Origin of the sequence: Pseudomonas sp. ZY71 (assembly GCF_036542145.1) — a bacterium.
GTDB lineage: Bacteria > Pseudomonadota > Gammaproteobacteria > Pseudomonadales > Pseudomonadaceae > Aquipseudomonas > Aquipseudomonas koreensis_A.
Genome location: NZ_CP144274.1, coordinates 5,627,763 through 5,642,174, shown reverse-complemented (window position 1 = coordinate 5,642,174; position 14,412 = coordinate 5,627,763). Strand labels below are relative to the sequence as shown.

At 56.0% G+C, this 14,412-nt stretch carries 6 protein-coding genes, 2 tRNA genes and 3 rRNA genes; 8 read left to right on the top strand and 3 right to left on the bottom strand.

The features are described from left to right. Nucleotides 1-346: 346 nt before the first annotated feature. The 8 genes from VY732_RS24985 (at nt 347) to VY732_RS24950 (ending at nt 9,349) form a co-directional block, all read left to right on the top strand. Nucleotides 347-1,883 (top strand): 16S ribosomal RNA (locus VY732_RS24985). 162 nt (nt 1,884-2,045) lie between these two features. Further along, nucleotides 2,046-2,122, top strand: a tRNA-Ile gene (locus VY732_RS24980). Nucleotides 2,123-2,152: 30 nt separating this feature from the next. Continuing rightward, nucleotides 2,153-2,228, top strand: a tRNA-Ala gene (locus VY732_RS24975). A gap of 246 nt (nt 2,229-2,474) precedes the next feature. Beyond that, nucleotides 2,475-5,368: ribosomal RNA gene (locus VY732_RS24970) — 23S ribosomal RNA — on the top strand. A 150-nt stretch (nt 5,369-5,518) separates the two neighbouring features. Next, nucleotides 5,519-5,634 (top strand): 5S ribosomal RNA (gene rrf, locus VY732_RS24965). The 16S, 23S and 5S rRNA genes sit together here with 2 tRNA genes alongside, the layout of an rRNA operon. Nucleotides 5,635-5,783: 149 nt before the next feature. Next, nucleotides 5,784-6,443: a paraquat-inducible protein A gene (locus VY732_RS24960; RefSeq protein WP_123595849.1), complete on the top strand. Its 660-nt coding sequence runs from the start codon at nt 5,784-5,786 to the stop codon at nt 6,441-6,443. Next, complete coding sequence (locus tag VY732_RS24955) at nt 6,430-7,053, top strand: paraquat-inducible protein A (protein ID WP_116031420.1); 624 nt, start codon at nt 6,430-6,432, stop codon at nt 7,051-7,053. Before VY732_RS24960 ends, VY732_RS24955 begins: the two co-directional genes overlap by 14 nt. Beyond that, nucleotides 7,046-9,349 carry a PqiB family protein gene (locus tag VY732_RS24950; RefSeq protein WP_077574544.1) on the top strand — a complete coding sequence of 768 codons (2,304 nt, stop codon included), beginning with the start codon at nt 7,046-7,048 and terminating at the stop codon, nt 9,347-9,349. The genes VY732_RS24955 and VY732_RS24950 overlap by 8 nt, the downstream gene beginning before the upstream one ends. 189 nt (nt 9,350-9,538) lie before the next feature. Here VY732_RS24950 and mksF read toward each other — a convergent pair whose 3' ends face one another. Genes mksF through mksB form a run of 3 tightly spaced genes read right to left on the bottom strand, consistent with a single transcriptional unit; the run spans nt 9,539 to nt 14,344 of the window. Next, nucleotides 9,539-12,379 (bottom strand): Mks condensin complex protein MksF, encoded by a 2,841-nt coding sequence (mksF, locus tag VY732_RS24945; protein ID WP_095122933.1) that lies wholly within the window; start codon nt 12,377-12,379, stop codon nt 9,539-9,541. Then, nucleotides 12,376-13,077 carry an Mks condensin complex protein MksE gene (gene mksE / locus VY732_RS24940; protein ID WP_331692171.1) on the bottom strand — a complete coding sequence of 234 codons (702 nt, stop codon included), beginning with the start codon at nt 13,075-13,077 and terminating at the stop codon, nt 12,376-12,378. Before mksE ends, mksF begins: the two co-directional genes overlap by 4 nt. Continuing rightward, complete coding sequence (mksB, locus tag VY732_RS24935; protein WP_161986622.1) at nt 13,067-14,344, bottom strand: Mks condensin complex protein MksB; 1,278 nt, start codon at nt 14,342-14,344, stop codon at nt 13,067-13,069. The genes mksE and mksB overlap by 11 nt, the downstream gene beginning before the upstream one ends. Between the last annotated feature and the right edge of the window lie 68 nt (nt 14,345-14,412).

The following is a 14,412-nucleotide window of genomic DNA, read 5'->3' as shown; positions in this document are numbered from 1 at the left end:
AAAAAGAGGTGTTGACAGCAGCGTGTAACGCTGTAGAATTCGCCTCCCGCTGACGAGAGATCGGAAGCGCAAGTGGTTGAAGTTGTTGAAGAATTCTTCGAAAACTTCTGAAAATAATCACTTGACAGCAAATGAGGCTGCTGTAGAATGCGCGCCTCGGTTGAGACGAAAGATCTTAACCAACCGCTCTTTAACAACTGAATCAAGCAATTCGTGTGGGTGCTTGTGGGGTCAGACTGATAGTCAACAAGATTATCAGCATCGCAAGTTACTCCGCGAGAAATCAAAGATGTAACCAACGATTGCTGAGCCAAGTTTAGGGTTTCTTAAAAACCCAAAGATGTTTGAACTGAAGAGTTTGATCATGGCTCAGATTGAACGCTGGCGGCAGGCCTAACACATGCAAGTCGAGCGGATGACAGGAGCTTGCTCCTGAATTCAGCGGCGGACGGGTGAGTAATGCCTAGGAATCTGCCTGGTAGTGGGGGACAACGTTTCGAAAGGAACGCTAATACCGCATACGTCCTACGGGAGAAAGCAGGGGACCTTCGGGCCTTGCGCTATCAGATGAGCCTAGGTCGGATTAGCTAGTTGGTGAGGTAATGGCTCACCAAGGCGACGATCCGTAACTGGTCTGAGAGGATGATCAGTCACACTGGAACTGAGACACGGTCCAGACTCCTACGGGAGGCAGCAGTGGGGAATATTGGACAATGGGCGAAAGCCTGATCCAGCCATGCCGCGTGTGTGAAGAAGGTCTTCGGATTGTAAAGCACTTTAAGTTGGGAGGAAGGGTTGTAGATTAATACTCTGCAATTTTGACGTTACCGACAGAATAAGCACCGGCTAACTCTGTGCCAGCAGCCGCGGTAATACAGAGGGTGCAAGCGTTAATCGGAATTACTGGGCGTAAAGCGCGCGTAGGTGGTTCGTTAAGTTGGATGTGAAATCCCCGGGCTCAACCTGGGAACTGCATTCAAAACTGTCGAGCTAGAGTATGGTAGAGGGTGGTGGAATTTCCTGTGTAGCGGTGAAATGCGTAGATATAGGAAGGAACACCAGTGGCGAAGGCGACCACCTGGACTGATACTGACACTGAGGTGCGAAAGCGTGGGGAGCAAACAGGATTAGATACCCTGGTAGTCCACGCCGTAAACGATGTCAACTAGCCGTTGGGAGCCTTGAGCTCTTAGTGGCGCAGCTAACGCATTAAGTTGACCGCCTGGGGAGTACGGCCGCAAGGTTAAAACTCAAATGAATTGACGGGGGCCCGCACAAGCGGTGGAGCATGTGGTTTAATTCGAAGCAACGCGAAGAACCTTACCAGGCCTTGACATCCAATGAACTTTCCAGAGATGGATTGGTGCCTTCGGGAACATTGAGACAGGTGCTGCATGGCTGTCGTCAGCTCGTGTCGTGAGATGTTGGGTTAAGTCCCGTAACGAGCGCAACCCTTGTCCTTAGTTACCAGCACGTAATGGTGGGCACTCTAAGGAGACTGCCGGTGACAAACCGGAGGAAGGTGGGGATGACGTCAAGTCATCATGGCCCTTACGGCCTGGGCTACACACGTGCTACAATGGTCGGTACAAAGGGTTGCCAAGCCGCGAGGTGGAGCTAATCCCATAAAACCGATCGTAGTCCGGATCGCAGTCTGCAACTCGACTGCGTGAAGTCGGAATCGCTAGTAATCGTGAATCAGAATGTCACGGTGAATACGTTCCCGGGCCTTGTACACACCGCCCGTCACACCATGGGAGTGGGTTGCACCAGAAGTAGCTAGTCTAACCTTCGGGAGGACGGTTACCACGGTGTGATTCATGACTGGGGTGAAGTCGTAACAAGGTAGCCGTAGGGGAACCTGCGGCTGGATCACCTCCTTAATCGACGACATCAGCTGCTCCATAAGTTCCCACACGAATTGCTTGATTCATTGAAGAAGACGAAAGAAGCAGCCTGTATCGGTTTGTAGCTGAGTTGGTTAGAGCGTACCCCATGCTTTGTGGTTAAGAGCAGGGTGAGGTCGGCCTTAGTAGCTCGAAATTGGGTCTGTAGCTCAGTTGGTTAGAGCGCACCCCTGATAAGGGTGAGGTCGGCAGTTCGAATCTGCCCAGACCCACCAATTTTGTGTGGGAAACGCCTGTAGAAATACGGGGCCATAGCTCAGCTGGGAGAGCGCCTGCCTTGCACGCAGGAGGTCAGCGGTTCGATCCCGCTTGGCTCCACCACTACTGCTTCTCTTGTATAAAGCTTAGAAATGAGCATTCCATTGTTGTGATGGTGAATGTTGATTTCTAGTCTTTGACTAGTTCGTTCTTTAAAAATTTGGGTATGTGATAGAAAGATAGACTGAACGTTACTTTCACTGGTAACGGATCAGGCTAAGGTAAAATTTGTGAGTTCTCTTAATTGAGAAATTCGAATTTTCGGCGAATGTCGTCTTCACAGTATAACCAGATTGCTTGGGGTTATATGGTCAAGTGAAGAAGCGCATACGGTGGATGCCTTGGCAGTCAGAGGCGATGAAAGACGTGGTAGCCTGCGAAAAGCTTCGGGGAGTCGGCAAACAGACTTTGATCCGGAGATGTCTGAATGGGGGAACCCAGCCATCATAAGATGGTTATCTTGTACTGAATACATAGGTGCAAGAGGCGAACCAGGGGAACTGAAACATCTAAGTACCCTGAGGAAAAGAAATCAACCGAGATTCCCTTAGTAGTGGCGAGCGAACGGGGACTAGCCCTTAAGTGGCTTTGAGATTAGCGGAACGCTCTGGAAAGTGCGGCCATAGTGGGTGATAGCCCTGTACGCGAAAATCTCTTAGTCATGAAATCGAGTAGGACGGAGCACGAGAAACTTTGTCTGAATATGGGGGGACCATCCTCCAAGGCTAAATACTACTGACTGACCGATAGTGAACTAGTACCGTGAGGGAAAGGCGAAAAGAACCCCGGAGAGGGGAGTGAAATAGATCCTGAAACCGTATGCGTACAAGCAGTGGGAGCAGACTTTGTTCTGTGACTGCGTACCTTTTGTATAATGGGTCAGCGACTTATTTTCAGTGGCGAGCTTAACCGAATAGGGGAGGCGTAGCGAAAGCGAGTCTTAATAGGGCGTCTAGTCGCTGGGAATAGACCCGAAACCGGGCGATCTATCCATGGGCAGGTTGAAGGTTGGGTAACACTAACTGGAGGACCGAACCGACTACCGTTGAAAAGTTAGCGGATGACCTGTGGATCGGAGTGAAAGGCTAATCAAGCTCGGAGATAGCTGGTTCTCCTCGAAAGCTATTTAGGTAGCGCCTCATGTATCACTGTAGGGGGTAGAGCACTGTTTCGGCTAGGGGGTCATCCCGACTTACCAAACCGATGCAAACTCCGAATACCTACAAGTGCCGAGCATGGGAGACACACGGCGGGTGCTAACGTCCGTCGTGAAAAGGGAAACAACCCAGACCGTCAGCTAAGGTCCCAAAGTTATGGTTAAGTGGGAAACGATGTGGGAAGGCTTAGACAGCTAGGAGGTTGGCTTAGAAGCAGCCACCCTTTAAAGAAAGCGTAATAGCTCACTAGTCGAGTCGGCCTGCGCGGAAGATGTAACGGGGCTCAAACCATACACCGAAGCTACGGGTATCATCTTCTGATGATGCGGTAGAGGAGCGTTCTGTAAGCCTGTGAAGGTGAGTTGAGAAGCTTGCTGGAGGTATCAGAAGTGCGAATGCTGACATGAGTAACGACAATGGGTGTGAAAAACACCCACGCCGAAAGACCAAGGTTTCCTGCGCAACGTTAATCGACGCAGGGTTAGTCGGTCCCTAAGGCGAGGCTGAAAAGCGTAGTCGATGGAAAACAGGTTAATATTCCTGTACTTCTGGTTATTGCGATGGAGGGACGGAGAAGGCTAGGCCAGCTTGGCGTTGGTTGTCCAAGTTTAAGGTGGTAGGCTGAGATCTTAGGTAAATCCGGGATCTTAAGGCCGAGAGCTGATGACGAGTGTTCTTTTAGAACACGAAGTGGTTGATGCCATGCTTCCAAGAAAAGCTTCTAAGCTTCAGGTAACCAGGAACCGTACCCCAAACCGACACAGGTGGTTGGGTAGAGAATACCAAGGCGCTTGAGAGAACTCGGGTGAAGGAACTAGGCAAAATGGCACCGTAACTTCGGGAGAAGGTGCGCCGGTGAGGGTGAAGGACTTGCTCCGTAAGCTCATGCCGGTCGAAGATACCAGGCCGCTGCGACTGTTTATTAAAAACACAGCACTCTGCAAACACGAAAGTGGACGTATAGGGTGTGACGCCTGCCCGGTGCCGGAAGGTTAATTGATGGGGTTAGCTAACGCGAAGCTCTTGATCGAAGCCCCGGTAAACGGCGGCCGTAACTATAACGGTCCTAAGGTAGCGAAATTCCTTGTCGGGTAAGTTCCGACCTGCACGAATGGCGTAACGATGGCGGCGCTGTCTCCACCCGAGACTCAGTGAAATTGAAATCGCTGTGAAGATGCAGTGTATCCGCGGCTAGACGGAAAGACCCCGTGAACCTTTACTATAGCTTTGCACTGGACTTTGAATTTGCTTGTGTAGGATAGGTGGGAGGCTTTGAAGCGTGGACGCCAGTTCGCGTGGAGCCATCCTTGAAATACCACCCTGGCAACTTTGAGGTTCTAACTCAGGTCCGTTATCCGGATCGAGGACAGTGTATGGTGGGTAGTTTGACTGGGGCGGTCTCCTCCTAAAGAGTAACGGAGGAGTACGAAGGTGCGCTCAGACCGGTCGGAAATCGGTCGTAGAGTATAAAGGCAAAAGCGCGCTTGACTGCGAGACAGACACGTCGAGCAGGTACGAAAGTAGGTCTTAGTGATCCGGTGGTTCTGTATGGAAGGGCCATCGCTCAACGGATAAAAGGTACTCCGGGGATAACAGGCTGATACCGCCCAAGAGTTCATATCGACGGCGGTGTTTGGCACCTCGATGTCGGCTCATCACATCCTGGGGCTGAAGCCGGTCCCAAGGGTATGGCTGTTCGCCATTTAAAGTGGTACGCGAGCTGGGTTTAGAACGTCGTGAGACAGTTCGGTCCCTATCTGCCGTGGACGTTTGAGATTTGAGAGGGGCTGCTCCTAGTACGAGAGGACCGGAGTGGACGAACCTCTGGTGTTCCGGTTGTCACGCCAGTGGCATTGCCGGGTAGCTATGTTCGGGAAAGATAACCGCTGAAAGCATCTAAGCGGGAAACTTGCCTCAAGATGAGATCTCACTGGAACCTTGAGTTCCCTGAAGGGCCGTCGAAGACTACGACGTTGATAGGTTGGGTGTGTAAGCGCTGTGAGGCGTTGAGCTAACCAATACTAATTGCCCGTGAGGCTTGACCATATAACACCCAAGCAATTTGCGTCGAAAGGCCAAGTTGCGGTGTGTGAAGACGAAACGAACCGAAAGTTCGATGTTCACAAACACCGAAAGCTGTCACATACCCGATTTGCTGAAGCGAGGCCATCTGGTCACGACTCAGTACCCGAATTTCTTGACGACCATAGAGCGTTGGAACCACCTGATCCCATCCCGAACTCAGCAGTGAAACGATGCATCGCCGATGGTAGTGTGGGGTTTCCCCATGTGAGAGTAGGTCATCGTCAAGATTAAATTCCGAAACCCCAATTGCGAAAGCAGTTGGGGTTTTGTTTTGCCCGCAGGAAAGTTTTTTGCTCGCGGTAGCGAACAAATTTGCACAGTTATTTTCGAATCAGAACACTAGAATAGCCCCACCTTATTCGGAGCCAGAGCCTTTATGTCAGAGTCGGTTGACGCCCCCGGGCTGTCAGATTTACCGCTGGAAGACTTGGTGGCCTGTCACGAGTGCGACCTGCTCTTGCGCAAGCCAACACTTGCTCACGGAGAGAAAGCGCTCTGTCCTCGCTGCGGTTACGAACTGTACGCTCACCGTCATAACGTGGTGCAGCGCAGCCTTGCCTTGGTGATCGCAGCATTATTGCTGTACATCCCGGCAAACTTTTTACCCATCATGCAACTCAATATCCTCGGACAATCTTCGCAGGATACGGTCTGGAGCGGCGTACTCGGCCTGTTCAATACGGACATGCAGGGCGTTTCGATTGTCGTATTCCTGTGCAGCATGGCCATACCGCTGCTCAAGTTGCTGTGCCAGTTATTCGTTTTGCTGACGATTCGCTTCAATGCCGGACGCAGCTATGGCTTGCTGCTCTATCGCATTTACCACCACCTCAAAGACTGGGGAATGCTCGAGGTTTACCTCATGGGGGTACTGGTGGCGATCGTCAAACTGGCGGACATGGCAGCCATCACCGTAGGCCTTGGCCTGGCCTGTTTCATTGGATTGCTATTGGTACAGGTCTGGCTGGAAGTGGTGATGTCACCGCATCAGATCTGGCAGGCGTTATCAGGAGAGGACGCTCATGCGGGCGATTGATGCGGGCATTCTGGTGTGTACCGAATGCCACGAATTGAACAAACAGGAAGCCGACGCGGACGAGCAAACCTGCAGCCGTTGCGGTGCGCTGGTTCACGCCCGGCGTCCGAACAGCCTCGCGCGCACCTGGGCGCTGCTGATCACGGCGGCAATCATCTACATTCCGGCCAATGTCTTGCCGATCATGACTGTCAGTTCTTTGGGGCAGGGTGATCCGAGCACCATCATGTCCGGGGTGATCCAACTGGTGCAGCACGGCATGATTCCGATCGCCGCCGTGGTGTTTATCGCCAGTATTCTCGTGCCCACCTTCAAACTGGTGGGTATCGCGCTGCTGTTGTTTTCGGTGCAACGACGCCAGCCGTTATCCGCTCGTCAGCGCATCTGGATGTACCGTTTTATCGAGTTCATTGGCCGCTGGTCGATGCTCGATATATTTGTGATCGCCATTCTCGTGGCGGTCGTCAACTTCGGCCGGCTTGCCAGTGTCGAAGCCAATCTTGGCGCCATCGCCTTCGCCAGTGTGGTGATTCTGACGATGCTCGCCGCAGTAACTTTCGATCCCCGACTGATTTGGGATAACACGGAGTCGGACGACGACCATGACTGATTTGCCCGTAGCGAAAACCCGACCGGCTTCGAACTGGTCTGCCATTTGGGTTCTGCCTCTGATCGCGCTGATCATCGGTGGCTGGCTCGGCTGGCGCGCCTATTCCGAAACCGGTATCGAGATCCAGATCCGCTTCGAGAGTGGCGAAGGCATCCAGGCCAACAAGACCGAGGTCATGTACAAGGGCATGTCGGTCGGTAAGGTCAAGGCGCTCAAACTCGACGATGAGGGTAACTCCAAAGGCGTCATCGCCACCGTCGAGATGAATAAAGACGTTGAGCAATACCTCAAGACCAGCACGCGCTTCTGGCTGGTCAAACCGAGCGTCACCCTGGCTGGTATTACTGGGCTGGAGACATTGGTCTCGGGTAATTATGTCGCTATCAGCCCCGGCGAAGGTGAGCCTGTGCGCAAGTTCAAGGCACTCTCCGAAGAGCCGCCGCTGTCCGACGCCAAACCTGGCCTGCATCTGACCATCAAGGCTGATCGTCTTGGCTCGTTGAGCCGTGGCAGCCCGGTGTTCTACAAGCAGATCAAAGTCGGCCAGGTCAAAAGCTACCTGCTCTCGGAAGATCAAAGCACAGTAGAACTGAAAGTCTTCATCGAGCCGACTTACGCCAAACTGGTGCGCAAACACACGCGTTTCTGGAACGCCAGCGGCATCAGCATCGACGCCAACCTGTCCGGCGTGAAAGTGCGCAGCGAATCGCTGGCCAGCATCGTCGCCGGCGGTATCGCTTTCGCTACACCAGAGAACCGCAAGGACAGCCCGCCGACCGATCCAAGCCTGCCGTTCCGTCTCTATGAGGACTTCGACGCTGCGGCTGCCGGGATTCGCGTAAAGGTCAAACTCAGCGACTTCGAAGGACTGCAGGCCGGCCGCACACCGGTGATGTACAAAGGCATTCAAGTCGGCAACATGAAGGCGCTGAAGGTTGATCCTGACCTGAACAGCGCCACAGCCGAGCTCACCCTCGATCCATTGGCTGAGGACTATCTGGTCGATGGCACGCAGTTCTGGGTAGTTAAACCGTCGATTTCTCTGGCAGGGATCACCGGTCTGGAAGCCTTGGTGAAGGGTAACTACATCGCCGTACGCCCGGGCGATAAAGGTGCGGCACCGAAACGCGAATTCGAGGCCCGGCCAAAGGCGCCGCCGCTGGATCTGCGCTCACCGGGCTTGCACCTGGTGCTGTTCACCGATGTCCTCGGCTCGATCGATGTGGGCAGTCCAATTTTGTACAAACAGGTCAAGGTCGGTTCGGTGCAGAGCTATCAGTTCTCCAAGACTAAGAAGCAATTGGTCATTGGCGTGCACATCGATAAGGAATACGAAAACCTGGTCAACGCCTCCACGCGCTTTTGGAATGTCAGTGGCATCACGTTGACCGGCGGACTGACCGGTGGCATTCAAGTCAAGAGTGAGTCGCTGCAGACCCTGATGGCCGGTGGCATCGCCTTCGAGACACCGCAAGCCAAGGCGCCGCTGCAGAAACGTATTCCGCGTTTCCGCCTGTTCGCCAACCATGATGAGGCGAATCAGAAAGGCACGGTGGTGACGATCAAAGTCGATCGCGCTGATGGTCTGCGCAGTGGTACCCCAGTGCGCTTCAAGGGACTGGATGTCGGCAAGATTGAAAGTGTTGATCTGACCGATGACTTGCAGTCGGTCATCCTCACGGCGCGCATCACCGAAGTGCCAGAGAAGATCGCCCGAGTCGGCAGCCAATTCTGGGTGGTCAAGCCTGAGTTGGGCCTGATCAAGACTGCCAATCTGGAAACCCTGGTGACCGGGCAGTACATCGAAGTGCAACCGGCGGCGAAGAACCTCGGCCCGCAGAAGAACTTCGTCGCGCTGGCGAATGCGCCGGAAGTGACCAAGCAGGAGGCAGGGCTGAGTCTGGTGTTGAGCGCGGCCCGTCGTGGTTCGCTGAAGCCGGGTGTGCCGGTGACGTATCGCGAAATTACCGTGGGTAAAGTCACCGGTTATGAGCTGGGCCAGACCGCCGATCGTGTGTTGGTACACATTCTGATCGAGCCGAAATATGCGCCGTTGGTGCGTAGCGGTAGCCGCTTCTGGAATACCAGTGGTGTCGGGTTTGATATCGGTTTGTTCAATGGGCTGACAGTGCGCACCGAGTCGCTGGAGACGGCGATTCAGGGTGGGATTGCTTTCGCCACGCCGGATGGCGAGCGCATGGGTAACCCGGCGCGGGCTGAGCAGACGTTCCCGCTGTTCGACAAGTTTGAGGATGAGTGGCTGACGTGGGCGCCGAAGATTTCCCTCGGTAAGTAACCTCCAGATATTCGGCGTCTGAAAAGACGCCTTCGCGAGCAGGCTCGCTCCCACAGGGGAACGCATTCCAACTGTAGGAGTGAGCCTGCTCGCGATAGGGCCCGCAAAATCAGCACAAACCCCGAGCCATAAAAAAGGGCCGCGATCCCATCAGATCGCGGCCCTTTTTTTGCCTTCAGCTAAAGCCGATCAAACCGCATCCAGCTCCGGTTCATCCGCTTCAACATTGACCGTAGCCTTCACCACATCATGCCGACGGATGTACTTCCAGTCCGCCTCATCAATGTAGATGCCTGCCGGGCCGCTGCCACCTTCGAGGTCGATCGCGACACTGGCGCAGACCTGCGGCTTCACACTCGCCAGAATCGGCACGAAGCCCAGTTGCAGACTGGTTTCCAGCAGCGCGGCCTGGTTCTTCTCATCGATATCCGCCGCCTCGTCGAGGTAGTACGGCAGACGCACGCGACCGGCCTGATCGCGATCCATCAAGTGCAGCAACAAATACATGTTGGTCAGCGCCTTGATGGTCATGGTCGTACCGTTGGATGCGGCGCCATCGATGTCGGTGTGGATCACCGGTTGGCCGTTGACCTTGGTGATCTCGAACGCCAGTTCGAACAAGTCCTTGAGACCGAGCTGGTTGTGGTTTGCCGCCACCAGCCGCGCCAGGTATTCCTTGGCCTCTTCGTTCTTGTTGTCCTGCTCGGCACTTTGGCTCAGATCGAACACCGACAGGGTTTCGCCTTCTTCGTACTGACCGGCGCTGTGGATGATCTGGTCGATGTGCTTGAGCGCTTCCTTGTTCGGCGCGAGGACGATACGGAAGCTCTGCAGGTTGGACACCTGACGTTTGTTGATCTCGCGGTTGAACAGCGCCAGTTGGTGCTCGAGGCTGTCGTAGTCGCTGCGAATGTTGCGCAGGGTCCGGGCGATATCAGTGACCGCGGCACGACGCGCCTTGCCGAGGGTCAGCGCCTCGTCGGTACGGTGCGCGTAAGCGTTGATCAGCAGCGACAGGCGGCGCTCCATGTCGTCTTCACTGTCGAACTTGGCCACGCCCTTGAGACGCACTTGTGCGTACAGCGCTTCGATCTGGCCATCGGCGCGCAGCAATCCTTGCCAGCTGTCCTGATAGTCGTTGAGCAGCGGCAGCAGGTTGTCCATCGAATCGTCGACCGGATCCATGAACGGCGTACCGAACGGCAGATCTGCCGGCAGCAGCTGACGACGACGCAGGGCATCGTCGAGGGTGCGTTGCTTGGCTTCCATATCCGCGATCTGGCGGCCGACCAGTTGCAGCTTGGCCGACAGTTGCTGGACGCGCTCGGTGAAGGCATCACTGGAACGCTTGAGTTCGTCCTGCGCGCCTTCCATCTGCGCCAGTTGCTCGAGCTTGTCGCTTTCTTCGGCGCTCAGGGTCTGCGTGCGGCGGAAATCTTCCAGGGCTTTCTGCGCATCCAGCACTTGCTGATACAGCGCTTCGGTCTGGGTCTTGCTCGCAGCGCGGTCAGCAGCGACGGCCTGTTGGGTCTTGAGCTGTTTCAGCTCTTTTTCCAGACGTTCTTTCTGATCGCGCAACGCGGCACGATCGGCCAGTGCTTGCAGGGCCGGCGGCTCGATGTGCGAGATGTCGATCGACAGGCCCGGCACTTCGAAGCGCTCGCCTTTGAAACCATCGAGAATCAGCTCAACCGATTTGACCCACTCGCCATCGTCGTCGAGGGTGATGCCGTGTTCGCCCAGCGGCAGGCTGAACAGTGCGCTGTTGAACAGGCGCATCAGGCGCTCGACGTCCTGTTGCGAGAATTCTTCGCGCAGTCGGGCGTAGCTGTTGTTGTCGGCGTGATCGAGTTGCTGCTTCACCGACTTCAGGCGTTTTTCCAGATCGCGCACGCGCTCTTCCAGATCTTCGGCACTGAACTGGCGCGATTGCGCCAAGGCGCCGGCCAATTCGTCGTGAGCGTCTTTGGCGGCGAGCAATTGTTGCTCGAGCACTTTGACGTCGTCGACCAGGGCAAAGCGATTCTTCAACACCGACAGCTCGCCGAGCCAGCGCTGAATGCCGGAAATTTCCCGCTCCAGACGCATCAGTTCCTGAGTGCCACCGCGCTGATTGTTTTGCAGGCTGTCCTGCTCGCCACGGTAGTGGTCAGCCTGAATGGTCAGTTCTTCTTTGCGCGCACTGGCGTAGTCCGACCAGGTGCCGAGCAACGAATCGAGCAGCGGCGACAGGCGATGCAGTTTGCCGCGCAGCACGTCGCGCTGTTTCACGCCGTTAGCCAAGGCCTCAACCAGCGGGCCGGCGGCGACCAGCGAGTTGTAGTCCTGTTCCATCCGGCGCACGTCGCGGAAAGCTTCTTCGCACGCGGCGATGTAATCGACGCTGCCGGAACGCAGGCTGTGCTCGAAGGCATCGAGGAACAACTGCTTCAACTTGGCCGCAGTGATTTCGCGCATGTGCAGCAGGTTGATGAACAGCGCGCGGAAGGTCTTCAGGCTCTGCTCGCTGGTGGAGCGCAGCGGGATCAGCGTCAGGTCGAGCGGGATCGACGTGTGACCGCCAACCAGCAAACGACGCAGTTCGTCCGGCTTGAGTTCGTAGGCTTTCAGGCCTTCTTTCTCAAGGTTGCTGAACAGCTCTTTCTGGCGCAGGCAGGTGTCGTTCTTCTGGTAATGCGCCAGGTCGAGTTTGCCGGCATAGGCAAAGAACTGGTGACCGAAACCACCGCCCGGGCCACGACCGACCACGCCGATCACGTGCGGACCGTGCGGCAGGTTCACTTCGACAAGGATGTAGCTGGTGTCGGAAGCGAAGTAGAAGCGCCGCGATTGTTCGAGGCTGTACTTGCCGAAACTCATGTCCGACATGCGCGCCAGAATCGGGAACTGCAAGGCGTTGATCGATGCTGATTTACCGAGGTTGTTCGCGCCGTAAACCGACAACGGTTCTTCCAGCGGGAACAGGCCGAGGCTGTAACCGGCGGTGTTCAAAAGGGCAAAGCGGCGGATGCCGTAGCGTTCCTGGCTCATGCGTCGGACTCCTGTTCTTCGGCAATGGCGCGGGCCAGTGCGTCTTCTTCGTTCTCTTCATCAAACTCGGAAAGATCGAGCGGATCGTCGGTTTCGAGGAATTTGGCTTCCGCCGCTTCGTCGATCAGCACCGGCGCTGGCAGCGGCAGAACGCTGTGCACGCTGGCGGCCAGATCGCGATCCTGCTGTACCGACAGGCACACGTCGAGGAAACGGTGCATCGGCGGCAGGAAGCGATACACGCCGTTTTCTTCGCCGGCGAAACCCAGTTGAGTCATGCGGCGCATGATCTTTTCTTCGAGATCTTCAACGGTCTGCACTTCGGCCTGAATGAACAGGTCGCGGTACTTCTCCAGCAGCGATGGCAGTTCTTCACGGCCGAGGCTGCCGCCATCGAGCACGGCGATCGGATCGCGGCCCTGATCGGCCAGATGCTCGACTAGGATAAAGGTGAACAGCGCCAGACGCTGCGCAGTTTTGTTCACCGCTGCGGCGGCCATGTCCGGCACGAAGTAGTAGAAACCACGGGTGTCGCAGACCAGTTCAAAGCCCAGCGCCTTGAACAGCGTGCGGTATTGATCCTGGAAGTTCGACAGTTGCGCGTACAGCTCCGGGTCGCGGCGGCTGACGTGGTAACCCTTGAACAGCTCGCGGAAGATCGGTGCGAGTTGCGACAGTTCGGAAAGATCAAGATGCATTGGGGATGCTCGCAGAATCCTCGGCGGCGGTATCGCTGGCCGAGAGCAGGGCGAAGGAGCGCAGGCTGACCTGATGCTCATGAGTGTGGTATTCGCGGCGTTCCAGACGCTCGCGCTTGAAGCGTTTTTCCCGCGACAGGCGCGAGAACCAGTAGAGCAATTCGTCAGTGGCGCCGTCCGGCTCCTGCTCCAGCAACCAGGTCATAAGATCCGGCATCGGCAGGGCTTCTTCGCAACGGTCGACCATCTCGCGCACAGTGCGTGGCGCGCGTGGGGCTTCGCCTTTCTGGGTCTTGTGCGCCTTGGGGAAACGCGCCGGTTTCGGCTCGAAACGCGCCAAGGCGTACACGTAAGCTTCCACCTGACTAGCGCTGCCGAGGAAGGTGCTTTGCGGGCGGGTGAACAGCGGCATCGCCGCTTGCGGCACGGCATCGATGCCTTTACGGCGAATCGCTGCCAAAGCCAAAGCAGCACCACGGGTCACGGCGTTGTGCCGGCGCGCTTCTTCACGCAGCGGCAGCAGCAGTTCGCGGGCATGACGCAAAGTCAGCTGGGCGCTGGTCTGCATTTCGAGGATGCGCGCGTGGGTGCGCAGGAGCATGTCGTCATCGACCAGATGGCCGAGGCGCTGCTGTTCGCTGAGCATCTTCAGCAGCACGGTTTCGACCTTGCGCACGCCTTGTTCGAAGGCGCCGTCGGCGTTCACCAGATCGATCATCGGCTCGACGTATTCGTCCCACGTCGCCAGTACTTCGGCGTAACGCTGACGTAGCGGAATCTGCCGGTCGCTGGTCTTCGCCCGTTCAGCGACGGCGACTAGGGCCTGTTCGTCGTTGTCGAGCTTCTTCAGTACGTCGCGCACGCGCATATCTAGCAGGCGCAACTGGCGGGCGAGGTCGTGGCCGTCGCGAACCTCGAACGCGTCCTGGATATAACCGGCCAGACGCTCGAGATGGCGCAGATAGGCTTCGATTTCCAGGCACAGGCCCAAGCGGTGTTCACGCCGCAAGTAAGCGAGGAAGTCGTGAATCTGCGCGTTCAGCTCGAAACGGTTCGGGCTTTTCGCCACCGGAATCAGAATATCGAGGCGAATCCACACATCGAGCAGGCTGGTGATGTCCTGCGGCGTGCTGTCCAGTTGTTGGGCGGCGAGTTGCGCGCGCAGTTCGTTGAGGCTCAATGTGCCTTGGTCGAAGTGCTCACACAGTGGCTCAAGCAGTGCCCAGTGTTCAGCGAGGGCGCGCAAGACGCGCTTGGGTTCGATCATCGGAATGCCCGGCTGGTTGGCAATGAAAAGCGGCGATTGTACTGCATCACGAAGGATGCGATTCACTC